General features: G+C 59.7%; 22 protein-coding genes and 4 tRNA genes. 14 read left to right on the forward strand and 12 right to left on the reverse strand.

Translation table 11 applies throughout. The features are described from left to right. The first annotated feature begins 151 nt into the window (after positions 1 to 151). Positions 152 to 1,066, forward strand: coding sequence for an ABC transporter ATP-binding protein (locus tag G439_RS0100980; protein ID WP_022867325.1), 915 nt, complete (start codon positions 152 to 154; stop codon positions 1,064 to 1,066). A 25-nt stretch (positions 1,067 to 1,091) separates the two neighbouring features. After that, complete coding sequence (locus G439_RS0100985) at positions 1,092 to 1,958, forward strand: ABC transporter permease subunit (protein ID WP_022867326.1); 867 nt, start codon at positions 1,092 to 1,094, stop codon at positions 1,956 to 1,958. Positions 1,959 to 2,059: 101 nt separating this feature from the next. Here the strand turns inward: G439_RS0100985 and G439_RS0100990 are convergent, their stop codons facing one another. Continuing rightward, positions 2,060 to 4,642: a (Fe-S)-binding protein gene (locus G439_RS0100990; protein WP_022867327.1), complete on the reverse strand. Its 2,583-nt coding sequence runs from the start codon at positions 4,640 to 4,642 to the stop codon at positions 2,060 to 2,062. Positions 4,643 to 4,768: 126 nt separating this feature from the next. On the opposite strand from G439_RS0100990, the gene G439_RS10660 reads away from it, so the two are divergent. The 8 genes from G439_RS10660 (at position 4,769) to purM (ending at position 14,352) form a co-directional block, all read left to right on the forward strand. After that, positions 4,769 to 7,708, forward strand: a complete 2,940-nt coding sequence (locus G439_RS10660) for a Na+/H+ antiporter subunit A (RefSeq protein WP_022867328.1) — start codon at positions 4,769 to 4,771, stop codon at positions 7,706 to 7,708. Further along, on the forward strand, positions 7,705 to 8,181 hold the full coding sequence (locus tag G439_RS0101000) for a Na(+)/H(+) antiporter subunit C (RefSeq protein ID WP_022867329.1): 477 nt from the start codon (positions 7,705 to 7,707) through the stop codon (positions 8,179 to 8,181). Before G439_RS10660 ends, G439_RS0101000 begins: the two co-directional genes overlap by 4 nt. Next, positions 8,178 to 9,929 (forward strand): Na+/H+ antiporter subunit D, encoded by a 1,752-nt coding sequence (locus G439_RS10665; protein WP_022867330.1) that lies wholly within the window; start codon positions 8,178 to 8,180, stop codon positions 9,927 to 9,929. Before G439_RS0101000 ends, G439_RS10665 begins: the two co-directional genes overlap by 4 nt. Beyond that, on the forward strand, positions 9,926 to 10,465 hold the full coding sequence (locus tag G439_RS0101010; protein WP_022867331.1) for a Na+/H+ antiporter subunit E: 540 nt from the start codon (positions 9,926 to 9,928) through the stop codon (positions 10,463 to 10,465). The genes G439_RS10665 and G439_RS0101010 overlap by 4 nt, the downstream gene beginning before the upstream one ends. Then, positions 10,462 to 10,848, forward strand: a complete 387-nt coding sequence (locus tag G439_RS12090; RefSeq protein ID WP_022867332.1) for an MrpF/PhaF family protein — start codon at positions 10,462 to 10,464, stop codon at positions 10,846 to 10,848. The genes G439_RS0101010 and G439_RS12090 overlap by 4 nt, the downstream gene beginning before the upstream one ends. Then, positions 10,841 to 11,209: a monovalent cation/H(+) antiporter subunit G gene (gene mnhG, locus G439_RS0101020; protein WP_022867333.1), complete on the forward strand. Its 369-nt coding sequence runs from the start codon at positions 10,841 to 10,843 to the stop codon at positions 11,207 to 11,209. The genes G439_RS12090 and mnhG overlap by 8 nt, the downstream gene beginning before the upstream one ends. A gap of 30 nt (positions 11,210 to 11,239) precedes the next feature. Then, positions 11,240 to 13,000 carry an RNB domain-containing ribonuclease gene (locus G439_RS0101025; protein ID WP_022867334.1) on the forward strand — a complete coding sequence of 587 codons (1,761 nt, stop codon included), beginning with the start codon at positions 11,240 to 11,242 and terminating at the stop codon, positions 12,998 to 13,000. A 143-nt stretch (positions 13,001 to 13,143) separates the two neighbouring features. Beyond that, positions 13,144 to 14,352 (forward strand): phosphoribosylformylglycinamidine cyclo-ligase, encoded by a 1,209-nt coding sequence (gene purM / locus G439_RS0101030; protein WP_022867335.1) that lies wholly within the window; start codon positions 13,144 to 13,146, stop codon positions 14,350 to 14,352. A 126-nt stretch (positions 14,353 to 14,478) separates the two neighbouring features. Here the strand turns inward: purM and G439_RS0101035 are convergent, their stop codons facing one another. From G439_RS0101035 to G439_RS0101065, 7 genes are all read right to left on the reverse strand, one after another. Then, a complete protein-coding gene (locus G439_RS0101035; protein WP_022867336.1) occupies positions 14,479 to 14,733 on the reverse strand; it encodes a DUF3073 domain-containing protein in 255 nt (84 codons plus the stop codon). Between the two features lie 258 nt (positions 14,734 to 14,991). Continuing rightward, positions 14,992 to 15,303 (reverse strand): DUF3618 domain-containing protein, encoded by a 312-nt coding sequence (locus G439_RS0101040; RefSeq protein ID WP_022867337.1) that lies wholly within the window; start codon positions 15,301 to 15,303, stop codon positions 14,992 to 14,994. Beyond that, positions 15,300 to 15,755, reverse strand: coding sequence for a phage holin family protein (locus G439_RS0101045; RefSeq protein ID WP_022867338.1), 456 nt, complete (start codon positions 15,753 to 15,755; stop codon positions 15,300 to 15,302). The genes G439_RS0101040 and G439_RS0101045 overlap by 4 nt, the downstream gene beginning before the upstream one ends. A 109-nt stretch (positions 15,756 to 15,864) precedes the next feature. After that, positions 15,865 to 16,890 carry a hypothetical protein gene (locus G439_RS0101050; RefSeq protein ID WP_022867339.1) on the reverse strand — a complete coding sequence of 342 codons (1,026 nt, stop codon included), beginning with the start codon at positions 16,888 to 16,890 and terminating at the stop codon, positions 15,865 to 15,867. A gap of 219 nt (positions 16,891 to 17,109) precedes the next feature. Then, positions 17,110 to 17,185: transfer RNA gene (locus tag G439_RS0101055), tRNA-Phe, on the reverse strand. Between the two features lie 27 nt (positions 17,186 to 17,212). Further along, a tRNA-Asp gene (locus G439_RS0101060) sits at positions 17,213 to 17,286 on the reverse strand. A 67-nt stretch (positions 17,287 to 17,353) separates the two neighbouring features. Continuing rightward, positions 17,354 to 17,426: transfer RNA gene (locus G439_RS0101065), tRNA-Glu, on the reverse strand. Between the two features lie 147 nt (positions 17,427 to 17,573). Between G439_RS0101065 and G439_RS10675 the strand changes: the two genes are divergently transcribed. From G439_RS10675 to G439_RS0101080, 3 genes are all read left to right on the forward strand, one after another. Next, the gene (locus G439_RS10675) at positions 17,574 to 19,250 is read left to right on the forward strand and encodes a mechanosensitive ion channel family protein (RefSeq protein WP_022867340.1); all 1,677 of its coding nucleotides are present in this window, start codon (positions 17,574 to 17,576) and stop codon (positions 19,248 to 19,250) included. Positions 19,251 to 19,347: 97 nt separating this feature from the next. Beyond that, complete coding sequence (gene msrB / locus G439_RS0101075) at positions 19,348 to 19,764, forward strand: peptide-methionine (R)-S-oxide reductase MsrB (protein ID WP_022867341.1); 417 nt, start codon at positions 19,348 to 19,350, stop codon at positions 19,762 to 19,764. A gap of 56 nt (positions 19,765 to 19,820) precedes the next feature. Next, a complete protein-coding gene (locus G439_RS0101080; protein WP_022867342.1) occupies positions 19,821 to 20,681 on the forward strand; it encodes an EamA family transporter in 861 nt (286 codons plus the stop codon). Here G439_RS0101080 and G439_RS0101085 read toward each other — a convergent pair. From G439_RS0101085 to G439_RS0101100, 4 genes are all read right to left on the reverse strand, one after another. Continuing rightward, entirely contained in the window at positions 20,640 to 21,095 is a 456-nt protein-coding gene (locus G439_RS0101085; RefSeq protein ID WP_022867343.1) for a hypothetical protein, read from the reverse strand. The two genes, G439_RS0101080 and G439_RS0101085, sit on opposite strands and share 42 nt — an antisense overlap. A 105-nt stretch (positions 21,096 to 21,200) precedes the next feature. Further along, entirely contained in the window at positions 21,201 to 22,466 is a 1,266-nt protein-coding gene (locus tag G439_RS10680; RefSeq protein WP_022867344.1) for a multidrug effflux MFS transporter, read from the reverse strand. Next, a complete protein-coding gene (locus tag G439_RS0101095; RefSeq protein ID WP_022867345.1) occupies positions 22,463 to 24,490 on the reverse strand; it encodes a PfkB family carbohydrate kinase in 2,028 nt (675 codons plus the stop codon). The genes G439_RS10680 and G439_RS0101095 overlap by 4 nt, the downstream gene beginning before the upstream one ends. Before the next feature lie 64 nt (positions 24,491 to 24,554). Further along, positions 24,555 to 24,626: transfer RNA gene (locus G439_RS0101100), tRNA-Lys, on the reverse strand. 56 nt (positions 24,627 to 24,682) lie between these two features. Between G439_RS0101100 and G439_RS0101105 the strand changes: the two genes are divergently transcribed. Beyond that, complete coding sequence (locus tag G439_RS0101105) at positions 24,683 to 25,315, forward strand: hypothetical protein (protein WP_022867346.1); 633 nt, start codon at positions 24,683 to 24,685, stop codon at positions 25,313 to 25,315. Positions 25,316 to 25,373 lie beyond the last annotated feature (58 nt).

The following is a 25,373-nucleotide window of genomic DNA, read 5'->3' on the forward strand; positions in this document are numbered from 1 at the left end:
CCGTGGCCGTTTCGCTGTCCCCTCCTCAGTTCGTCAGGGAACAATCGGGGGAAATCCCAATTGAGCAGGTAGGACACCGATTATTAACGTTGAAGTGTCTCGAGGGGCTCGCCCTCGTCAATCCTGACAGCACCAGAAACGAGGAACTTCCGTGATCGAAGCAGTCGGTCTAACGAAGAAATACGGCGACAAGATTGCCGTCAACAACATCACCTTCAGCGTTGCTCCTGGAACCGTCACAGGCTTCCTTGGACCCAACGGCGCAGGAAAGTCCACCACTATGCGCATGATCATGGGCCTGGACACCCCAACCGCCGGAACTGTCACCGTCAACGGACGTGCATACAAAGACCTGGCCGCGCCACTGTGCGAGGTCGGTGCGCTCTTGGACGCTAAAGGCCTACACGGATCACGCTCTGCTCGCGCCCACCTGACGCAACTAGCCATCTCGAACGGCATCCCGACCAGCCGGGTCGACGAAGTCCTTGACCTGACAGGCTTGACCGCTGTCGCTAAGAAAAAGGTCAAAGGATTCTCGCTCGGTATGGGCCAGCGCCTCGGAATTGCCGCGGCCCTGCTCGGCGACCCAAAGATCCTGATCTTCGACGAACCCGTCAATGGGCTAGACCCCGAAGGCGTCAAATGGGTGCGCGAAACCTGCCGACGCCTCGCCTTCGAGGGACGCACAGTGTTCATCTCGTCGCACCTGATGAGTGAAATGTCCCTGACCGCCGACCATCTCCTCGTCATTGGGCGAGGACGAATCCTGGCTGAAGGGCCTGTCGACGAGATCATCGCTTCGGCCACCTCCGACCTCGTCAAAGTGACTAGCCCAAACGCCGACGCCCTCGCCAATGCAATGAGCGCCCTCGGTTTTGCGTCGCAGATGACCAGTCCAACCACGCTGACCACAACCGCAGCCGACGCGCCGCAGGTTGGCCAAATCGCGGCAGCTAACGGGATTGTGTTGCACGAGCTCGTCGCCCAACACGCCTCCCTCGAAGAGGCCTATCTGGAATTGACCGGCGGCGAAGTCGAATATGCGACCGGACAGCCCACGGCCTGAGACTGCACAAGGGAAGAACTTAGCAATGAGCACCAACACCATCACACCGGACTCAACCGTCCCAACCGTTCCATCACGCAGCCAGCGCAACGCCGTGAGTTTCAACGGAAAACAAACCCTGATGCGGGCCATCCGGGCCGAATGGGCAAAAATGGCGACTCTCATGTCCACGTGGATCACCAGCGTCATCGCTATTGCTCTGACAGCAGGCTTGGGCGCGGCCATTGTCATCATGACCGCCAACGAACCTGAACTCGCGGAGGGCGCGTCATCAAACATTATTGTTGCCGTCCAATTTGGCCAAGTCGTGGTCGCCGTTTTGGGTGCCCTGGCGATTACAGGCGAGTACTCTTTGGGACAGATTCGGTCGTCTTTGGCCGCGGTTCCTAAACGCAGCCGACTCTTCTTCGCCAAGGCTGTCGTTGTTGTAGGCTTTGGTTTTGTCTTAGGTTTCGTATCAATGTTTGTTGCCTGGACGATTGCCGCGATCTTTGTGGGAAATAAAGCTGGTTCGCTCACCGACCTGGAGTTCCTCGGATACTTCTGGGGCACTGGCCTGACCTACGCGGGAACAGCCTTGTTGGCATTGGCATTCGGATTCTTGCTGCGCTCGACGGCAGGCGCGATCACCACGATCATGACGCTGCTTTTCGTGGTGTCGATTCCTCTGTCATTGATGGGGATCAAGTGGGAGTGGATGTACAAGGTGCGTGCCTTTGAGCCGCTGAACCTGGCGTCCTCTGTCTACGATCCCTTCGAGACGATGATGGAGTGGGGAGTGGCCGATACGACTCAATTCCTGACCCACACGCAGGCAGTGCTGGGCTTTGTGGGATGGTCGGTCATTCCGCTGGCTATTGCCTGGGTGGTGTTCTCTAAGCGCGACGCTTAATTCCCGCTCCTTCCCCCGCCGAGAGCAGACTTTGTGGTCATTTTCAGGCGATTTTTCGCTGATTTTTGACCATAAGGTCTGCTCTCGGCGGGGAGGGGTAGTTAGTTGGAGCGGCGGATCGACTCTAGGAGCATGACGGCGACGTCCTTGACTTCGGGAAGTCTAGTAGTGCTCGCCGACGAGGATGCGTCTGGCAATGCTGTCTCTGACGAGGCCAAATCCAAAGGCGCTGCGTCAGAAGCAGGTGCATCGCCAGGAGCCTGCGCAATGAATCCAGCTGAAGCTCCCGAGGCACCCCCGAGCATTTGCGAACAGAATGGGCAGGCTGTGGCTACAACATCGGCGCCAGTTGAAGCAGCTTCAACAATGCGAGCATCGGCAACGCGAGTCCCGCGAGTCTCCTCAAACCAGGCGTGAGCTCCTCCCGCGCCGCAACACATTGCCCGATCCCGATTACGAGGCATCTCAACAACCTCAACACCGGGAATAGAAGAGACCAGCTCTCGCGGTGGCTCGTACACCTGATTGTGGCGGCCCAGGTAGCAGGCATCGTGGTAGGTGACGCGCACCGGCAGTTCCCTTGGGCTTTCGGGTGTAGACGAGGACGAGGCCGAGCCCTGCGACGCGGTATCCGCCGAGGCCTCGGCTCGTTTCGCCGGCTTCAAACGGCCTTCGCACACCAGGCGATTAAGCAGCTGCGTGTGGTGGACAACCTCGAAAGAACCACCCAGTTCTGGGAATTCTCCGGCAATCGTATTGAAGCAATGCGCGCACGAGACCACGATCTTTTGGGCCTTGGCTTCATGCAATGTGTCAATCGCTTGGGCCGCGAGCATTTGGAAAAGCACCTCGTTGCCGGCCCGGCGAGCTGGATCTCCCGTGCAAGATTCACCTGAACCCAGTACAGCGAAGGACACGCCGGCAACGTGGAGCAGCTCGGCGATGGCAGCGGATGTTTGCTTGGCTTTGTCGTCGTAGGCTCCGGCGCACCCCACCCAGAACAGGTAGTCGACTTCTTGAGCTGAGGCCACGTCCTCGCCAATGACCGGAACCTCAAAGTCGAGGTTTTTCGCCCAATCCATACGCTTGCGAGCCGGCTGATTGTAAGGGTTGGCCTTGGTTTCCATGCCCCTAAAGGCTCGCGACAACTCGCGTGGGAACGCTGACTCCATGAGGACCTGGTGGCGGCGCAAGTCAAGAATGTGGTCTATGTGCTCAATGTCGACAGGGCACTGTTCAACGCAGGCCCCACACATTGTGCAATCCCAGAGCACCTCTTCAGATACCACGCCCGGCACGAGCGGCCCAGCCACATCCAAGACGCCGGTGGGTCCGGTGGCTCCTGACACAGACAGAGCAGACAGCACGTCGAAGGTGTGGGGGACAGGTTCAACGCCCTTATCCAGCAGCATGTGGTCTTCGGCCTCTAAGGCAGCCAGACCACCACCTCCGGGAACATTGGCGTCTACGACTTGCTGGGTTGCAATCTCTTTCTTTGATGCAGACTCCATGTGGTCGCGCAAACCCATGACGAAAAGTTTGGGAGACAGCGGCTTTTGCGTGTTCCACGCGGGGCATAATTCCTGGCAGCGCCCACATTCGGTGCAGGCATACAGGTCCAGTCGTGCCTTCCACGAAAAGTCCTCGACCGTGCCAATGCCGAGGGTGACGTCCTCGTCGACCTCATCGAAGTCGTCGGGAGAGGTGACCGGCTTACCGTCGATGAGCATGTGGTCGGCTGGTCCCAGGGACTTCGAGCCGTCGGCGTTGCGGCGCGCATACAGGTTGATGACGGCGACGAAGCGGTGCCAGGCCACCCCCATTCCGGTTTGGACTCCCAACACCATCATCCACACCATGGACACAACGATTTTGATCGCCGAGAACACGACAATACCATTGGCCAACTCAACCGATGAACCCAAGACCTGGCCGGCCAAGGCGCCTACCCATGCGGTCAGCGGGAAGTGCCAGGCGGTGGCATGGGCGCCGTGCTCAGGCAACCCAGACATGAGCCCATATTCGAGGCCGCGCAAGACGATCACGCAGATGCAGACCATCAAAATGACAAGCTCAACGAAAAGCGCCTGCCACCTGGTCGAACCCAGGAAACGCGACGCCAGGCCTTGCGCGGAACCGTCGCGCGGATGGGGGCGTGTCAGGGACGAGGGCGAGGCCGCGTCCTTGATCCCAGCGTCTTGGGCAGCTTGAGCTGCAGCCGCGTCAGGGTCGTCGTTTGACAGTGCGGCTTCTGCCGGTGTGCCGGCCCCGGCGCGGAATCGAACCACCATGAGGTAGATGATCCCGATGAGCCCACCCCAGGCGAATACCTCGGTTAGCCATTCCCACGCGAAGAAATGTCCCAGCACTGGCAGCGACCACGTCTGGTCGCGCAACTGCATGTAGCCCGACACCAGAGTGAAGAAAAGAATCGGGAAAGACAGCATGACCAGCCAGTGGGAAGCTTTCACCCACGGCCTGCCTTTGAACTCTCGGTGAGTGAGCATTGCCGACACAACGCCCCAAGTGCGAACACTAATAGGACGCAGACGGCCCGGATCCGCGGTTCCTGCGGCCACCTGACGCCACATGTGCCCCAGGCCCCGTAAGAAGGAAAGCACCCCAAAGAGGGTCGCGAAGAGCGCAAAAACCCAGCAGACAACGCTGAGGGTGGGGGACGCCATGTGTCTCTCCTTTCACGAGGGCGGGCAGCTAGCCTCCATATTGTCGCACTGTGCGCCAACCTTCGAAGGGCGAGATTGCTTGAGTGCCGATAAAATCGAAGTCCGCTCACACAGAGGAGTCTGCGCATGCTCGTCCTGATCGCCGTGCACCTGTGCGCTGCGATCCTGGCGGCTCCCCTCGTGGCCAAGTTGGGGCGACGTAGCCTCGCGCTCCTAGCTGTCGCGCCGGCAGCCGCCGTCGTATATACGCTGACCCAGGCTCCGATGATTTTGTCTGGCGAGGCGATTACTCGAAGCGTGCCATGGGTGCCGGGCCTGGACCTATCGATCACCATGCGCATGGACTCTTTGTCGTGGGTGATGACCCTCATTGTTGGCGGCGTTGGGGCCGCGGTGTTGGTGTACGCCTCGCGCTACTTCACTGACTCCTCGCAAGGTTTACGCAGATTCGCCGCGGTCTTCACAGCCTTCGTCGCAGCCATGCTGGGCCTGGTCAACGTCGACCATTCAATGGGCCTCTACGTATTTTGGGAAGCGACCTCTATTTTGTCCTTCCTGCTGATCGGCCACCACTACGACCGCAGGCCGGCGCGTCTGGCGGCCCGCCAAGCCCTGTTGGTGACCTCATCGGGATCCCTGGCAATGTTCGCCGGATTCGTCATGCTGGCCCATGCTCCCGGCGGATCCTACAGTCTGTCCGAACTGGTCGAATCGGCGGCAATTGGCGGCCTCGCAGTTGGATCCGCCCAGGTCATTGTCGGTGCCCTACTCGTCTTGGCGGGAGCCTTCTCCAAGTCAGCGTTGGTTCCCACCCATTTTTGGCTCCCAGGTGCAATGGCCGCACCAACCCCCGTTTCTGCCTACCTTCACGCAGCAGCCATGGTCAAAGCCGGCGTGTACCTGGTGGCACGCCTGACTCCCGGGCTGACCAACATCGATGCCTGGTCTCCCGTCATCGTCATATTCGGCTTGACGACGATGATTGTGGGCGGCTGGAGGGCCCTTAAACAATTCGACCTCAAACTCGTCCTCGCCTATGGCACTGTTTCCCAGCTTGGCCTCATTACTGCAGCTGTTGGTTACGGCAGCGCATCCGTGGCGGCAGCGGGTATCACCATGCTGGTCGCCCACGCTTTCTTCAAATCGACCCTGTTCCTCATCGTCGGAGCCGTCGAATCAGCCACCGGAACTCGTGATCTCAGGCGCCTATCGGGCCTTGGTAAACGCAAGCCCGTACTCGCTGGGGCGGGGACGCTCGCGGCCGCATCGATGGCGGGCATTCCGCTGACTACCGGATACCTCGGTAAGGAAGCCTTCATTACAGCGCTGCTGCACGGAAGCGAAGCCGCGTGGTCTTCCCACACACTCGACCTACTCATCTTGGCGGTGTTGGCCGTCGGATCGGTGCTGACGTCCGCCTACTCATGGCGAGCATGGTGGGGAGCTTTCGGGGTTCGTGATGTCCCAGCGGATCCAGAATCAGCCAACGAGGACGAGGGCGAGCACACCCAGGAAACGACCCACTGCCTGCCTACTCCACCCATGATGACTGTTTCGATTGGCATCCTGAGCTTGGGCGCCTTGGCCGGTTTGGCTCCGGCATTCCTGGAGAAGATCATCGTCCCAATTGGTGGCTCTACGCCAGGCACTGCCCACTTGGCGTGGTGGTCGGGGTGGGGGCCTGCCTCGGTAACCGGCGCAATCTTGGCAGTTGCTGCGGTGCTGGCTTGGCGAGCCAAAGGCGTTGAATCCTGGCAGCTCAAACACACCGTCCCGCTTCGCGCCACCGAGATCTACGCGTGGAGTCTACGCGAAATTGAGATTGTGTCGGCGAGTATTACTCACCGGATTCAACGCGGTTCCCTCCCGTGGGACCTTTCAACGATTTTTGTCACCTTCGTAGCCCTCGTTGGTTCTGCCTTAGTCCTGCACACACCCAGTAATTTGACCATCCGCTGGGCGGACTCTTGGGTGCAAATCGTCCTTGCCCTTGTCATCATCGTGGCTGCCGTGGGTACTGTGCGTTCGCGAGGGCGCCTGCGAGCCGTTGTTGCGCTCGGTGCTGTCGGTTTGGGGGTCGCGGTGCTTTTTGCTTCCCAAGGGGCTCCTGATCTGGCAATCACCCAGGTCGTGGTCGAGGCCGTATCCATCATTGTCTTTGTCCTGGTTCTACGCCGGCTGCCCCGATTCTTCTCTGACCGACCACTGGCAAGAAGCCGCTGGTGGCGCCTGGTTGTGGCTGTCGCAGTGGGCAGCACAGTGGTCATCGCTGGGCTTTTTGCCTCCTCGTCCAGGATCCACAATCCCGTCTCTGAAATCATGCCCAATGAAGCCAAAGAGTTCGGGCACGGTCTCAATATTGTCAATGTCATCCTGGTTGATATTCGAGCGTGGGATACCGTTGGGGAACTCTCAGTGCTGTTAGTGATCGCAACGGGCGTTGCTTCTCTGCTGTATGTGCGTGCACGCTCAGGCAGGATCGAGAGGGCACCGTCTGCTCCCAACGGACATGAGGCATCCGGTGGTCAAACTCCGCGGGCATTCCTACGAGGCGTGATTGCCCTAGAGCAGCAAGACCGTTCCATCGTCCTCGAAGTTGTCACGCGTCTGCTCTTCCCCACGATGCTCGTCATTTCTGTGTGGCTGCTGATGATCGGCCACAATAACCCCGGTGGAGGCTTTGCCGGCGGAGTTGTTGCAGGCCTGGCCTTCGTTCTGCGCTACCTGGCCGGTGGACGCCACGAACTGGGCGAAGCTATGCCGATCCCCGCTGGACGCATCCTTGGCCTCGGCCTCTTCATTGCCGGAGCCTCAGCCATGGCACCCCTGCTCTTTGGGAACGCAGTCCTCGAATCCGTGGCGGTCGACCTCGACCTCGGACTGCTCGGCCACCTGCACTTCACCACCGCGATGGTCCTCGATGTCGGCGTCTATGTCCTAGTGGTCGGGCTGATCCTTGACCTCATTAGCGCTACCGGCTCCCAGATTGACCGCGACCCGGAAGAACCAGATGGCACCGAGGGCCTGCGAGATGAGGCAGTGACGCAGAAAGCAGGTGTCCAATGAACGGACCATCTGTTGTCCTCATCCTCGTCGCGGGGGTTCTAGCTGGCGCCGGCGTCTATTTGATTCTTGAGCGAAGCTTGTCCCGGATCTTTATCGGATTGGGGCTACTGACTCATGGCGTCAATGTGCTTCTTCTGGCTGGTGGGGGAGCGGCGGGACGCCCACCTCTATTGGGGAGCGAGGACGAGGCTGCTATTGCTGATCCTCTTCCTCAAGCCATGATGCTCACCGCCATTGTCCTATCCCTTGGAACAACAGCTTTCGGGTTGGCCTTGGCGTATCGTCAGTGGCGACTGACTGGCCACGATGAAGTCGTTGATGACATTGAAGATCGGCTCCTGGCCGAACGTAGCCTCGACGATTTCGCCAACGATGAGGAAACGACCGGAGACGAGGACGCCGACATTAACTACGACCGCGATGAAGAAGACGCCCCCGACGCGCAGGACTGGAAGCAGGAGGAGACGCGATGAGCCAATTCTCCTGGTTACTGCCCGTACCCGTTCTCCTGCCGCTGCTGGCGGCAGGCCTCGCCCTCGTGCTTGGACGTTGGCCGCGAGCCCAAAAGACCATCGCTTTGGTTGCCCTCACGATCACCACTATCGTCTCGGCGGTGCTGGCAGCCGCAGCCAACGAAGGCCCAGTGGTCCTCGATGTTGGCAACTGGGCGGCGCCCATTGGCATCACACTGGTAGCTGACAGACTTGCGGCCACAATGCTTCTGGTCAGTCAGATTGTCACCCTGGCGGTCCTCATCTATTCGATGGCGCAGTCAGTCATTGACGAGAACCCTCAAACGCCTGTTGCCATCTACTTTCCGACCTTCCTCATACTGTCAGCTGGGGTAGCCAATGCGTTCCTGACCGGAGACCTCTTCAATCTCTACGTCGGTTTTGAGATCCTCCTAGCAGCATCCTTCGTTCTCATCACCTTGGGAGCCACACGAGGGAGAATCCGAGCTGGCACGGTTTATGTTGTTGTCTCCCTGGTGTCGTCCGCAATTTTCTTAGCTGGCGTTGCTTTAACCTATGCCGCTACGGGCACTATCAATATGGCGCAGCTTGCCCAGCGCCTACCCGAAATTGACCCGGGTACATCGCTGATGATCCAGGTTGTGCTCTTGACAGCCTTCGGGATTAAAGCCGCGATTTTTCCTCTCCACGCGTGGCTACCTGACTCCTACCCGACTGCGCCAGCACCGGTGACCGCAGTGTTCGCGGGCCTCATGACGAAAGTCGGTGTCTACGGGCTGATCCGACTTCAAGTCCTACTCTTCCCCGAGGGCCGTCTGACCACGCTGTTGACCATTATCGGAATTGCCACCATGCTGCTGGGAATTGTCGGAGCCGTAGCCCAGGACGACATCAAGCGACTCCTGTCCTTCACTCTTGTTAGCCACATCGGCTTCATGATCTGGGGCCTAGCCCTCGTAGACGAGGTCGGGTTGGCGTCAACCATCTACTACGCCGCCCACCACATCCTGGTCCAGACGACGCTCTTCCTCATCGCTGGGCTGATTGAACGCAAAACAGGGACCACGTCGCTGGCCCGTTTGTTCGGCTTGTATCGCACAACGCCGGTGATTGCCGTGCTCTTCCTGATCGCCGGCATCAACTTGATAGGCATCCCACCCTTGACGGGATTCATTGGCAAACTTGGGCTGGCACGCGCCTCAGTCGAAGCAGCAACACTGCAAGCGTGGCTGCTACTGGGCGCAGGAATGGTCACTTCCTTCCTCACCCTCTATGCCGTCATTAAGTGGTGGAACCTGGCGTTTTGGCAGTCCGACGAAGACTCGCAGTCCTACCTGAGCAACACGAATGTGCGCCCAGATGCCACCGATCGAGTCAAGCGGCGAGCCGAAAAGCAACTGGAGCGAGCACGCCAAGCTCACCGCTCAGTGGCTGCACCCTCGCAATCCGCTTCGGTTCTGTCACGAACAGAAGCAGAAATGGGTCAGTCAACGAACTCGCGAATTATGTACGGCGTGGTCATTGGGCTCATCGGTGTTCAAGCCGCCATGGCGATCTGGTCGGGCTCCGTGTGGGATTACGTAGAACGTGCAGCTCAAGATCAGCGAGCAGGCACTCCCTATGTGACCGCTGTTTTGGGTGAGGACGGACGAGGCTCAGGTAACTCGGATGAAAAGTCCGGAGGTACCAAGACCACGGAAGGTGCACCAGATCCGACCGCACCCCAATCTGAGGGAGGAGCGCGATGAATGTTCGACAGCGAGTCCGCTCCGTGTCACCCATGATGACCCTGTGGCTGACCCTGGTGTGGCTGGCTCTTTTCAGTAGCGTTGAACCCCTCATTGTGATCGCCGGTGTCCTGGTGGCGATTGCCATCCAGTGGTTCCTCCCGATGCCTCGCACGGCCACCAGGTGGCGGCCACGCCCCCTGGCCCTTATTCGCCTCATGGTGGTTTTTGTCCGAGACGTCATCGTCTCTGGCCTACAGGTCACGTGGATCATCTTGTCGGGACGCAAGGTCGACAACGGCATCGTCAGGGTGGACTTAAGATCCTCCGACCCTGTTCACTTAACAATCCTGTCAGCTATGACGTCACTGGTGCCCGGGTCCATTGTGATTCGCATTGAATCGGAAGCTCCGCGACTCTATCTGCACATCCTCGATATGGAACGTCAAGGCGGGGCGGACAATGTGCGTCGCAGGACCCTGGCTCAAGAGGAACGCATCTTGCGGGCCATCGCCCCGCCTGAACTGTTCGAACCGGCACTCAAGGAGGACCGATGAGCGTCTTAGATGTCGTGCACGCTCTCGCCCTTGCCATGGCAGCCACGGCCGCCCTGCTGACATTGGTGCGTATTAGCCGCGGGCCCACACTTTTGGATCGAGCCATTGCCAATGATGTGCTCGCTGCTTCGGGTATCGCCATTCTCGCTGTCATGGTCGTGACCTGGGCGCGCGACGAATTGGCGATGGTCATGCTCCTATTCGCGATCACAGGATTCTTCGGGTCAATCGTCATTGCCCGTTTCGTCAGGCCCGAAAGCGCCGATGAGCGACGAATCCTCACGCCTGAGGAAGCAGCCGAACAGATACGCGTGAGAGAAGAAGAAGCACTCCAAGCAGAGTTGGATGAAGCCAAAGACGCTGAGGAGGCAGCCCATGAATGATCTGACCTCGTGGATTGGTGCACTCCTGATCCTCATTGGTGTGGGCTTCACCCTGGTCGCCGCTATTGGCTTAGTTCGGATGAATGACCCGTGGACCCGAATGCATGCTGCATCGAAACCTCAACTGCTCGGACTAATGCTGGTGTGCGCCGGAATTGTCATTGAACGGTGGAGCCTGACCTGGCTTGTCCTTTCAACCGTTATCGTGATCTTGCAGGTCATCACCGCGCCGGTTGGATCCCACCTGATTGCGTGCGCTGCGGAAAAGACCGGCACCGGTCACTCGCACTCCGGCGACGACCTGGTTGAAAATGATCTGAGTGCTGACCGGCCGAACTACGAACGGCCAAACAACCGGTGAACGAGGCCGGCCCACCCGAGAGGCAATGACATGGTTCAACTCCACCGACTCCGACTCAGCATCGATGATTCCTCCCTCATACCGGTTCTCAACTCGATCCGTGCCGAACTTGAGTTACCCGAATCCTTTCCGCCTGATGTATTGGCCCAGGCCGAACGGGCATGCGAGCAATGGGAACAATTCCTCGAGGCAGTTGGTAGAACCAACCCACTCTCCTTGGATGACGACTCATCGGAGCGCCAGCTGTCCTACGCCCAGCTCGTCACCTTCAAAGACGTGGCATTGCCTGCTCACGCCGGCGTCTTCCCTGACCTCGACCCGCAGGCCCTACCTCGTTTGGACGCGACTCACATCCCGTTCGTCACCATCGACCCGGAGGGCTCGCGCGACCTGGACCAAGCTGTCCACTTCCATCGGATCCGCCCCGATGATGCCACTGCCCCTGAAGGTGGGGCCGTCCTCATCACCTACGCAATCGCATCCTTGGCAACTTTCGTGCCCGCCGGATCTGCCCTTGACCAGGAGGTTCGCTCGCGTGGCCTGACCGTATACCTGCCCGACGAATCTACGCCCCTGCATCCGCCGGTACTGTCCGAGGACGCGGCCTCGCTTCTACCCGGACAAGTAGCTCCGGCTTGCGTATGGCAGATCGTCCTCGACGAGGACGGCCGCCACCTGTCCGCAACCGTACGCAGGGCCTTGGCTCGCTCACGCTCTCAGCTCACCTACGAACAGGTTCACGAGAGTTGGCGACGCTCAACGCCATTGCCTAATACTCCGGCTGACATGGTTGAACTACTCCAAGAAGTTGGCAACCAACGTCGCAGGATCGAAACGGAGCGCGGCGGAGTGTCCTCGCCAACCCCCGAACAAGAGATTGTGCGACACAAGGACACGGACGGTTCGAGCCGCTATCGCTTGGAGTTTCGAGCAAATACTCCCGCGGAGGAATGGAATGCGCAGATCAGTTTGCTCACCGGAATATGTGCTGCTGAAAAAATGCGGGCTGCTGGCCTAGCGATCTTGCGAACAGTGCCGGCTGCCGACGATTTTTCTTTCAGGCGTCTTCGCTCAGTGGCTAGGCTTTTACATGTGGAATGGCCGTCGAAGATGCCGTACTCGGACTTGGTTCCCACACTAGATCCGCGCGATTCTCAGCATGCATCTTTCCTTCTTCAGGCGATGAGTCTGTACAGGGGTGCCGCCTACCAGGTGTTTGCTCGCCATCCGAAAGAAGGGCAAGCGGCTTTTCCCGCTCCAGGAGACGCCCAGTCTCAGCATGCTGCGATTGCCGCCGAATACGGGCATGCAACGGCTCCGCTGCGCCGCCTCGTGGATCGGTGGACTTCGGAGATATGCCTGAGCTACGACCAGGGTGTGCCCATCCCAACGTGGTTGGGTGACTCCATTGACGACATTCCTGGGCTTATGGCCGAGGCCGGACAGCGGGCCTCCGCTGCTGAACGGGCAGCCGTTGCGGCGACCAGCGCCAAGATTTTATCCGGACACGAAGGGGAACTTTTCCACGGCGTTATTACGGAAAGGCGCGGGCAGGAGCGAGGGCGTGACCACGGACCGCGCTCCGAACGACCCACAGGTGAGGAACGCCAGGACGAAGAGCAGGGGGAACGAGGAAAAGTCATGGTCGTTGAACCGGCTGTCATGGCCACGGTGGTTGCGCTGCAGGTTGACGACAACCTGCCGCTTGGGGAAGAAACCGATGTGCGCCTGGACTTGGCTGATGTGACTCAACGTAAGGTCCGATTTACCTGGACCGAAGGCATGGAGTGATGGAATTGGGGCCCAAGGTAGCCTGACTCACGTTGAAGGACCTGACCAGACCAGTCCGGCGTATGGCAAAGTTGACGTAGGACCCGCCGCACCCAACAACGGAAGGTGCGCGGCCTAGCCCTCGTCATGAATCAGGAGCCCCGATGAGTCAGACCACCCCCCTCGACTACGCGTCCTCCGGCGTCGACACCGCTGCCGGTGACCGAGCCGTCGAACTGATGAAGACAGCGGTTTCGCGAACCCACGATTCCACTGTCCTGGGCGCCACCGGTGGCTTTGCAGGAATGGTCGACGCGTCGGCTCTGCTGGGTATGGAAAAGCCCCTGCTCGCGACCTCTACTGACGGTGTGGGCACAAAAATTGCTATCGCCCAGGCCATGGATATTCACGATACTATTGGCCAAGACCTGGTGGGAATGGTTGTTGACGACATTGTCGTCATCGGTGCTCGCCCCGTCCTGATGACCGACTACATTGCGTGCGGGCGCGTCATCCCCGAGCGTATCGCTGCGATTGTGACGGGTATTGCGCGGGCCTGCGAAGCAACTGGAACCCCTCTGATCGGTGGAGAAACAGCCGAACATCCCGGAGTAATGGATCCTGACGATTACGACATTGCCGGAGCTGCAACCGGAGTCGTGGATGCTTCAAAGGTGCTGGGCCCCGAGCGGGTTCGCGGCGGCGACGTCCTCATTGGCATGGCGTCTTCGGGCCTACATTCCAACGGTTACTCGCTCGTGCGTTCCGTGGTGTCGCGCGTAGGACAGTCACTGGAAGCCCACATTGACGAGTTTGGGCGCACCCTCGGTGAGGAATTGTTAGAGCCGACCCGCCTGTACACGAAGCTTTGTTTGGATCTCATCGACCGATTCGGTGTCGGAGCGGGCGCGGAGGGCGCCGGGCAGGCTGATATTACTGGCAGGGCTGAGGCTGGTGAAACAACCGGCATCCACGCCCTGTCTCACGTCACTGGCGGCGGCTTAGGCGCAAACCTATCTCGAGTCCTGCCTGTCGGAGCTGTTGCTGACGTGGACCGCTCATCTTGGGCAGTGCCGCCGGTGTTCGACTGGGTCCGCCGAGGTGGCGACGTCACCTGGCAGGGTATGGAAGACTCCCTCAACCTGGGTGTTGGCATGGTGGGCGTTGTTGGCGCTGATTGTGCAGACGCTGTTGTTGACGCTATTCGCGCAGCCGGAACCGATGCGTGGATTCTTGGCTCAGTGTCTATGGACCAGTCCGTTGCGGGAACGCCCAGCGGCGCAGTTGCTTCAGATGGGTCGCGAGTGATCTCGGGAACCAAGGGAGTCAACGCTGGTGCTGTTCGCCTGCATGGAAACTACCGCCTGGCTTGACTGCCGCCCCTTTGTCCGTCGAGAGCAGACTTTGTGGTCAAAATCAGCCCTTCTAGGAGGTTTTTTGACCACAAAGTCTGCTTTCGGCGTGAAGCGTGAAAGGCGAGTCTTAGAGGCGGGGCTGCGTCACTTAGACGAGCCGGTCCAGAAATCCTCGTCGAGGACGGGATCGTCGTCCTCATCTTCAGCATAGTCGGCGTACTTTGCGTACAGATCGTCCGTATCCTCGTCGTCCTGCTCGTCATCGTCAGCCGCGTAAGCGGCATACGGGTCCGACGTTGCAAGCTCGCGCTGAAGAGCATCGAGGTCGGTATCAGGGCTGAAATACTTCAGCTTACGTGCGACTTTCGTCTGCTTAGCCTTTTGACGGCCGCGCCCCATGGGGTCGACCCCCTCCGCATAGTTCGGGTCCGCTCTGGGCGGTGCCCTGGGTGATCAAAATGTGTCGTGGGACCATCATAGCCATAGGAACGGTCATCTCTCTTACACAGAAGCCCCTGTGTGCCCCGGCTCATGTTCAAAAGCGAATTAATTGAACCTCAAAAGAGGACCAAGTTCACGAATCCACCACAACCGAACGCCGGCAAAGCAGACCGCAACAGCACCTGTGCCGCCGGGCCAGAGTCCCAAATACCGTTCCTAGCGGCGCCTGCGAGCCAGACGCAATCCAATGAGAGCGACTAAAGCAACTCCGCAGCCCACCGCGATGCCGACCTTCTTCAACGCTTCTTGGTCACCTGCGCGCGCCTCATCAATCGTTTGGGCGACGAATGCTTTTGTCTGGGCGACCTTCTCTTGAGCCGTAACCTTGGCCTGACCCATGAGATAGTCGGGTTGGAAACGCTCAACCAACGCGTCAACCGTTGCGCTCATTTCGGCACGGGTCGCAGCCAATTCAGCTTGGATCTGTTCCTCGCTGCGAGGCTGCGGTGTTGAATCGAAGTCTTTCACTTGCCCAGTCCCTTCTTGATCGCATCCACGTCTTTGGTTAAACCGGCTTTGGGATCGGGCTTATGTTCGCTGCTCTTCTTGAGCATCGAAGCCCCGATCGCAGCAAAAATGACAACGATCAGTAGAAGGATTCCAGCGGTGATGAGTGAGGCCGCCCACGCGGGAAGAACAATTGCGATAGCCAGCTCGATGGAACGGAAAATCCAGCCGAGCAAGTAAAGCGCGAATACGGCAGCTATGGCCAATAGCGCGCCGGCAGTTCCAGCCTTCTTGATCAGCGCAGTGGCTTTAACCTTCGTCAGCTCGATCTCTCCGCTAATGAGCGTGGAAACTTGCGCTGAGAGGGCGGCGAAGAGTTCACCAATGGTTGCCGGCCGAGCTGAATCCGTTGCCAGCGAAACAGGGTCAGGAACCGGGGTGCCCGGAACAGGAGGCTGATCAGGTGTCGTCATCTCTTGCGCTCTCTTCCTCAGACGCCTGCGTCTGATCCGTGTGTAGCACCTAGTTTCTCACGACCAGCATGCAACGTGCAGGTCCAGGAAGCAGACGAAGTTTTGGTGTCTAGTCTTCAGGCACCACGGGACCGGGCAGATCGGAGAGGATCTTGCGGGCCTGGCCGATGACCTCGTCGACCTCAGGATCAACTGCTTGGGCTATTGGACGGCCAATGAGTTCGGCGCGAAGAGGATCAGGATCTGATATTGCTTCGACGGAATCCGGCTCCCTTGGCGCATGGGCATCCTCGGCTATGTCTTCTTGGGTGCCGGGTTCTGCGTCGGGTGGGGTTTCTTCGGTCGAGATTGCCTCAATCGCGGCAGGCAGAGAGGCGGCCATGACGCGGGCCAAAGACTGCGAATCGGCAGGCGAAAGGTCAGCGGCTACTGTGCCATTGACGAGGACGACCGTGCGATCACACAGCGAAGCGACCTCTGTGCTCATGGTGGCAACGACAACAGCAGCGCCCTTTGCCGCCACAGCCGACAGGATAGAAAAAAGCTCAGTTGAGTCAGCCGGTACATCCGACGGGTACTCCACGAGGAAAGTTTGCGCCCCGCAAGCTAGCCCGGCTGCGATCTGAACCTTGATGCGTGAAAAATCGTCGAGGGCCCCAATCGCGGTGTCCTTGTGGGCGCGCAAACCCGTCAGATCGATGGCTTCTTCAAGGTCGTTCCATTCAGCTACAACCCCGGTGGACGCCAAAGGTTTGACCAGGCATTGCCGCACAGTTAGGGATGTATCCAGCGCCCCGCCCTCGTAGATATGGGCGATGGGTGCGATTCTGCCGCCGGTGCGCATCCGCCAACTACGAGGCCGAGCTGCTATGACGTGTCCTTGCGTCGGATCAGCTAAACCTGCCAGGAGGAGGAGCAGGGAGTCAGATGCGGCGCCGTCCTCGTCCACGAGTGCCGTCACGGTGTGGCTTCGAAAGCCGACAGTCACATTGGCCAGCAGTGGCTGATCTTCGGCCTCGTCCCAGTAGGACAGGTCGCACACGTGCAGGACGACGCGGCGTCCGGGGCCTGGCGCAAAGTGTTTCTTGGTTGAGCGCCACCACGGCTTCTTCCCTGGCAGATCGGTGGTCGACATGGGTCTTATTGTTCCAGTCGAATCGGAAAAATCCGACCGCGAAGCGGCGAGTGTGCTGATCTCTACTAAGGTTTGCGGCTTTCACGATTGCGTGACCCCCACAATTCCTCTTCTGGGTAGACGCATCGAATTGTCGTACCCGTGACAGCGAGGAACATCTTTTGGTGGTTACAGGTACGCAAGAACCCCGAGTTCGTAGTGAACCTCGGGGTTTAATGCTGGTGGCTCCGACCGGCGTCGATCCGGTGACCTTTCGATTTTCAGTCGAACGCTCTACCAACTGAGCTACAGAGCCAGTGACCGGACCAACTGGTCTAGTCGGCGACCCCGACGGGACTTGAACCCGCGACCTCCGCCGTGACAGGGCGGCGCGCTAACCAACTGCGCTACGGGGCCTCACAACAGGTGTAAGACCTATTGAATTATTCTTCACGTTTCGACAAAAGCCGACACCGCTGAAGAGTACCCCCAACGGGATTCGAACCCGTGTCGCCGCCGTGAAAGGGCGGTGTCCTAGGCCACTAGACGATGGGGGCCTATCGGCCTCCGGACTCGCGTCCGAGGACGGGTAGAAGCATAAGCAGAAGATGGTCCTGAACGCAAAACGCACAGATGTGAAGCGAGACACTCCCCTCACAGGGGATACACAGACCCCAGACATCTAAGCCCGATAGGCTGGTCTCATGCTCAGCTTCGCCACAGCATTCATGCCGCTAGAAACCGGAGATCAACCCCAGTCCGGGGTCGCTGAAGAAACCGTTCGCAACGCCCTCGACATCGCCTCCCTACTGGTGGGCGTCGTCACTGGAATCGTTGCGGGATTCTTGGCAGCCGCGATTCTCTCCGGCTTCTTCAAACGTGTCCTGCGGCGCAGCCCCGCCGGTTCAGCCCTGGTTAAGCGCGTTCGGACGCCCCTGTATTGGACGGCAATGTTCTGGGGTGCGTGGATTGGCCTGCAGGTCACGCTCTTGGACACTGACTTGGCTAACTGGTCGAACGGGGCGCTGGTGGGCACGGTGTCTCACGGCATTTTGATCCTGGCAATCTTTGGGATCACGTGGATCGGCTACGCGGCCGCGTGGGTGTTCGAGGACGCCGCTAAAGTCCGCCAAAACATCGACCAAGGGCGTGCCAGGCGCTTCGAAACCCAAGCCCAGGTGGTGCGACGCCTCACCCAAGTGGTGGTCGCTATCATTGGTATTTGCGTAATTTTGGGCACTTTCGAGGCCGCGCGCCAGGCAATGACCACATTGCTGGCTTCTGCGGGTCTGATCTCGGTGATCGCAGGTCTGGCAGCTCAACAAACTTTGAGCAATGTGTTCGCTGGAATCCAACTGGCATTTACTGATGCAATCCGCGTGGGCGACGTGGTGGTAGCCAATGACAAGAATGAATCCGGAGCCATCGAAGAGATCACCCTGAGCTACATCGTGGTGCGCCTGTGGGATGAACGTCGCCTCATCATTCCGTCGACGTACTTCACATCCACCACTTTTGAAAACTGGACGCGCAGGGCTTCAGCGCAGCTCGGAACCGTCCTCATCCAGCTCGATTGGGCGGCACCTATGACGCTGGTACGCGCCAAGGTCGAACAGATTCTGTCGGCCACTGACCTGTGGGATGGACGCACCTGGGCGGTCCAACTCACTGACGTGGATGCCTCCACCATCACCGTGCGCGTCCTGGTCTCTGCAGAAAACTCTGGAAATCTGTGGGACTTGCGTTGCCACATCCGCGAAGAGCTCGTGTCATGGATTGTTAATGAAGAACCGTGGGCCAGGCCCTCGACTCGCATCCAACCAATGCAGACCATCTCGGTTGAGGCAGACAAATCCAGGGAAAAGATGGCGGCGTTGGCGGCGGAACTGTCCACTATTGCCGAGGACGAGGTTGGCCCGACCGACACGGTCACCCGCGGTTCAGCTGTGGTGGCTGCCGCTGCGGCCAGCGCCGCAGCCGATGATGATCCGCAAGAGGCAACTCATGCTGCGCGCCTGTTCGCAGCCCGACGCAAATACAAGCGAGCTCGCCGCAGAGCCATGGCCGACCGCCAACGAGACCTCGCTGAGGGAGTGGCCCTCGAGCCGGGCACGGAAACGAAGGTCATGAGCGCTACCGCTTTGCAGCAGGCTCTGGCTGCCCGCAGCAGTGACGGTGAACTGACCCAGACAAGTTCTGGGCGTGGAGAAAGGCTTTTCTCTGGTTCTCCTGACGCCGAGGAACGCTCAGAGATCTATGCGGGTCCCGGTGAAGAAGCATTGGCTGAGCGTGAAGCTGTAGCGCAGCGGCGCAAGCGTGAAGCCATGGGTGGCGATCAGGCAGAAAACCACGACGAGGATCAACGCGACAAGCTGAACTAGGTTGCCCGTTTCGCCACGATCGCGGCGCATAGGCTTAAAGCCCTCCCGCCCTCGTCCTCGTGTGGCGCGCTCAGCCTCAGCCGCCGACAATGGAAGCATGACGGACTTTCCTAGCCTTGACGCAGCAGCCACCCGCACTGACGAAGAATGGCGGCGCATCCTCAGTCCCATGCAGTACCACGTGCTGCGCGAAGCTGGCACAGAACGTCCTTTCACCGGCGAACTCCTCAACGAATTCCGCCAGGGTTCTTACCATTGCGCAGCGTGTGACGCCGAACTGTTTGACGGCGACACGAAATTCGAATCAGGCTGCGGATGGCCCAGCTTCTACCAGTCGAAAGACAATGCGACCACCGACTTGGAAGATCGATCCCACGGCATGGTGCGCACCGAAGTGCGGTGCACGAATTGCGGATCCCACCTGGGACATGTGTTTCCCGATGCCCCGAATCAACCCACAGGTTTGCGCTACTGCATGAACTCTGCGGCCCTGGTTTTTGTTCCGGCTGAGTGAGGACCGCCTTCTGACCCGTTTGCGCACGGTCATTGTGGCCGTGGCATCCTAAACGGGTGTCATCGACCGCCCTCGTTCAACGCGTCCCCGCCCAGCTTTTCATCGTCGGTTCCGCCCTCGTCCAATATGTAGGGGCCGCGATCGCGGTGGGTGCTTTCGCGCAGATTCCTCCGGCATCGGTCGCCTGGTGGCGGGTGACAACGGGTGCGATCATTTTGTTGGCGTGGCGCAGACCCTGGCGCGATGGGCTGACTCGAAAGGACCTATTTCGGTCCCTTGTTTTCGGCGTGATTCTCACACTTCTCAATACGACTTTCTACGAGGCAATCGCTCGCATCCCCATGGGTGCAGCAGTATCCTTAGAGTTCCTTGGACCCGTGGCGGTCGCCGTGGTGCGAGGGCGAGGCTGGGCGCCAAGGATTGCGGCGGTCCTGGCTTTTGCAGGGGTGGCCTCCATTGGGGGCTTTGGGCTCGACCTGTCCGACCGCAACACCCTCATTGGAGTGGCGTGGATTTTGGCGGCCGCAGCCATGTGGGCCGGATACATTGTCCTGGGCCAAAAAATTGCGTCTCAAAGGTCTGGCATTACCAACTTGGTGCTGGGCTGTGCTTTCGGGTCGTTGGTTTTTGCCCCGATTACGGGCAGGGCAGGCATCCCCGTCCTCTTCGATCCACACCTGCTGCTCATTGTGGGCGCTGTGGGACTGCTGTCCACGGTCTTGCCCTACACGCTGGAGGCGATGGCAATGTCTCGTCTGAGCGCCGCAACATTTGCTTTATTTACAGCGATGCTGCCGGCGACGTCAGCCATCGTAGGTGCGGTGATGTTGCGTCAGTCGCCGGCAGCGGGTGAGGTTATTGGTCTGGTGCTGATCTCAATTGCCGTGTGGATTGCTTCGCGGCCAGAAAGTCGATGAGCATAGATCCTGGGATGGGTCTTGGGGCAATTGCGTTGTTGGAGCCTCGGATTGAGTTGGCTGAGCCGCGTCTTGCGTTGTTGCTGGGGTCACGGGCGCTGGCGTGGCTGCTGGCGCAGCATGTGAGCCAGTCTGGCCGTGAATAATCTGGGCGCGCAGGCGTGCGTGGGTGTCAGGATCAATGTGGCCTTCGGCCAGACGCATGTCGAGGATGGTCAAAGGGTTTCGAGGTGTCGGCGCGTAGCGGCGCACAGCCCACACTCCCACGGCAATGAGAGCGGCCACCACGAGCGCAGCGAAAACCAGCCACGCAATATCGAGGTTGTCAACGCCGTGACCACCTGGGCCCTGAAAAACTTGTCCAGTTTGGCCACCGGTGGTTCCGCTGCCGTTTCCGGGAGGGGTTTGATCCATTGATTCTTCTCCTATTCGAAGTGATGTACGAACAGGAAGGATCCTGTAGGCGCAGGCTATTTGGAGCCTTAGATCAAGCTGTGCGCCAGATGTGAAATCTGAGCCTCATGGTTGGGGTGAGTCAAGATGCCGGATAGAGGGAGCGTTGCCTCCCCGAGCAATCGTCCAAAAAACCAGCCAAGACATTAGGGAACCGGTGATCATCACCAGGATCATGGGGGTGGCGCTGTCGCCTCCACCGGAGGTCGCCAAAGGGGAGGCCACCCCGTTGGCAATGGACTGCATGAGGCCTTGAACAGCCGAGGCTGTGCCCGCATGTTCGCGGGCGTGGCCCAGTGCCAGGGCTGAGGCGTTGCCGAAGATGAAAGCGTTGGCACTCATGAGGACAGCAAAACCAATGCATGTGGGAATGAGCGGCAGACCCCACGCGAAGTTTGACAGCGCCAGGATGACGACGCCTGCTCCGGCGAGGCACAGTCCGAAGAAAATCAAATGCTTGGGTTGGAAGAAACCAATGAGTCTGACGTTGACTAACGCCAGCGCAGACGACAGCAGGGCGTTGCCCGCAAACACCCAGGAGAAGGCAATGGGGGACAAGCCCAGCTGTTCTTGGAGCACATAGGTTGAGTTTGAGATATAGCCGAACATGCAGAAGCTTGAGAACACCGACGTCAGCATGAGTCCGACGAACATGCGGATGCGCAGGACCTGACCCACTCCCGTAAAGAATCTGGAAATGCCACCACTGCGCCGTTTGTTAGCGGGTAGAGACTCTGGCGCCCACCTCCAAGCCGTTGCAGCCATCAGCAAAGTGAAGAGGGCGAGAACCACGAATACGACGCGCCACGGAGCATAGGTGACGATCAACCCACCCACCACGGGCGCAATCATGGGGGCTAGGCCGCCGATTGCTTGAAGGAGCGACATGGTGCGTGCCAGCAGATGTCCGTGGGCAACATCAACGAGGATGGCTCGCCCCACGGCAGCGGCGGCACCGCCGCCGAAACCTTGAAGGAAACGCCCAACCAATAGCACCCAAATGTTCGGTGAAATGATGCAGATGAGCGAGCCCACCAAGGCAACCAGACCACCCGTAATCATGGGTTTACGTCGCCCAATCTGGTCAGAGAGTGCCCCGCCGACGATCTGACCCGCTCCAAACCCCAGGAAGAATGCGGTCAGAGTCAGTCCCACCATCGTTGAGGTGGTCGCCAGGTCCGAAGTGATCTGCGGGAAGGACGGCGCATACATGTCTGTGGCCAGCGGAGGAACCGCGTTTTGCAGAGCCAAAGTGACCAGCAGGGAGACGGTCACTGCACCGCCGATGAGGCCGGAGCCGCCCTCGTTGTCGTCGGTCGTGCCCTTGCTCAACTCATCCTCTTTTCTTCAGTGCCGCTGTTCAAGCGTGCTGCCGCGGCGGCCACCTCATCCCTGGAGGGACAGGTCGCCGGACCCACCCGGGTGGCGGCCAATGCTCCCGCACAATTTGCCAGGAGTAGCGCCCGCTCGATGGGCATGTCCTCAACCATGCACGCAGCTAGTACACCCGAATGAGCATCGCCTGCGCCGTTGGTGTCCACCGGCGTGATCAATGGCGTCGGGATGTGCGTGGGTTCGCCCGATGCCGCGTCGCAATACCAGGCTCCGTCGGCTCCGCAGCGGACGAGGACCGGCGAAGTAAGAGCGCGGGAAAGCCAGTGCGCGGCCTGCGCGGGGCCGACTGGCACGGATTCGGTGTTGAGGCAGGCTTCGTCGCAGAGCCTATCGGCCAGAATCTGGGATTCTCGTTCATTCATTGACCACAGCGGATGCAAGGCTTTCAAAGCCAGCAGGTCCTCAAGGTTCACTTCTCCAACCATGGGGGACACATCTACGAGGACGCGCAGGTCGTGCGGTGCGGCGTCGACAAAAGCGCGCAGGGCGTGAGCATTGTCGACGTGAGCCAGGGCGTAGCCGTCAACATGGATGACATCACCTGGGTGTAGGCCGTTGCGAGCAAAATCTGCCCACGCGTCGGCGGGGACAAAACATTCGGCACCCCTGGTGGAAATGAAAGTGCGTTCGCTCGATGCATCCGTTAACGCCACGCAATAGCCGGTGTCCATGCCCGGGACTCGCGGGCCCAGCGCCTCCACGCCAATGTCGGCCAGAGCGCGATCAACGATGGACGCGAACCCGCCCTCGCCAATTCCAGACAGGCTGATGGCCGCAATGTCCATCTGCCGGGCCGCATACAGGGCGTTGAAGCCGCCGCCCGCGTGCATGCCGGCGTCATCGGCAAAAACGTCGCCTCCGGGTTCGGGGATGGCATCCGTGCGCAGGGCCAGGTCAACGATTACCTGGCCGAGTTGAACCACCCTGCCCTTCCGCGGTGCGGATTCCAGCCGCAGGTTGACCAGAGCTTCAGCCGTGGAGCGCAAATCGATTCCGCTGGTCGATTCGATCAATGCCACATCGACGTCGGCGAAAGCAGCCGGGCCCAAGCAAGCGCCCAAAATCGCGCCCGTAATGGCTCCAATGGTGTCGGTATCTCCGCCAAGATTTGCCGCAGCCAACACCGCCTGCATGGGGTCATCGGCGTATTTGCGAGCCAAAGCGAAAGCCGCAGGAATGGACTCAGTTGCCTCTACCGACGTGCCAATATGTGCACGGATCATCTCAATGAAAGGCTGCGAATCTGAAGGAGCCTGCGCTAACTCCAGGGCTGTGCGGGTCCGTGCAAGAACATCAGCATGCTCATTCCACGCGCCCTCGTCGCCTCGTTTTGATACCAACTCGACTGCGCCAGACAGAGCCTGGGCAACGGAGCATCCATCCACTCCTAAGGACACCGCGGCCGCAACCAGCGCGGCGGATTGGAAGCCCTGACGGGTTGCATGGGTGACTTGGCAGGAATCCCAGACGCGGGTGAAGAACAGATCAGTCGTAGTGGTGGGGGAGGCAATGCCAATGGGGGTAACTCGCATGGCCGCGCCGTTGGTGGCTCCCGTGGTGCCAGTGGTGGTGGGGTCGGCGCCCGCGCGAACCGCTTCAAGCGCGGCCTTTGTGGAAGGGCCGAGCAGGTCGAGGCTGCCGCGACGAATCATATCGTCTTCCCAGGCCAGCAGCGTCTGAGCGAATTGATTGGGATCAATGCGCCCGCCGCCTGCCACCAGAAGATCGGCTACGAGCAGGGCTTGTTCGGTATCGTCGGTGACGGAGCCCGCGGGCATGTTTGGAGCGTAAGGCTGGTCGGGTGACGCAGAGGTCAGGCCGGTGATGGCGCCATAGTGTGTGCGAATCCACTCTGGAGACATGGCTTGCGTGGGCATTCCGAGGGCGTCACCAACCGCAAGGCCGGTCAAAGCGCCCAAGGCCCGGTCGCGAATCGATAGCTGAGAAGGCACGATAGTCATGGCGGCTCCTTAGACGATCCAAACGTCAAACAGCCCCCGTCGAGGGCTTCGACGAGGGCGACGGTAGGCCCAGGGGGACTCGAACCCCCAACCCACGGATTAAAAGTCCGCTGCTCTACCATTGAGCTATAGGCCCAGAACTGCACCGCTCGGCGGGCAAGTCCTCGATCATTGTAGAAGAAAGAAGCCCAAATGGACGAACCGCGCATCCCTCGGCGCCCCGCCATGCTTGATCCTGCGCGGGCTGAGGCGATTGTTGGTGACGAAGATCCCGCTGCGGGATCCGCTGTTGCCCACACTGCGGCGTGGGCGCTGCTGGGTGTCGGCGACGAAGAACTCGGAACTGATGCCGTTGAGAGGCTTCGCCGTGTTGTACGATCTGAGGGCGTTGATGTCATTGCGCACGTGTGGTCGCGTAGCCCTGAGTTCACCCTCCCGGGAGCCTTGTGGCGTCTCTACCTGCTTGAAGAGTGGTATCAGCGTGATCGTCTCGCTGTTGAAACCCGCTATGAGGAGGGCTTAGGTGCCCAGATTGTCCCCGGTTTGGAACAACCTGTGCGGGCTCGAAACCTTGAATCTGTGATGGATGAGGTCTCATCCATGTTGCGCGGAGACCTCACAGACGACGACCTCGACTGGGTACTCGCAGCCGCCGCGAAGGTACTGCGCATTGTCGCGGCGGGGGAGACTCACGGGGCTTCGTGGATTGTTGATCCCAGTGACCCGTTGGCGTATCCGGTGACAACCAGGGCCAAAGCGTTGTTGCGTACCGCCGAGGAGTTGGACGCGGCCTCGCGCGAAGCCCAGGTCGGCGCCCTCGAATAACCCCCATTCTTCGCCGAGAGCAGACCTTATGGTCATTTTTGCCCGAAAAATGGGCCAA

This window comes from Schaalia vaccimaxillae DSM 15804, from assembly GCF_000420425.1.
GTDB lineage: Bacteria > Actinomycetota > Actinomycetes > Actinomycetales > Actinomycetaceae > Pauljensenia > Pauljensenia vaccimaxillae.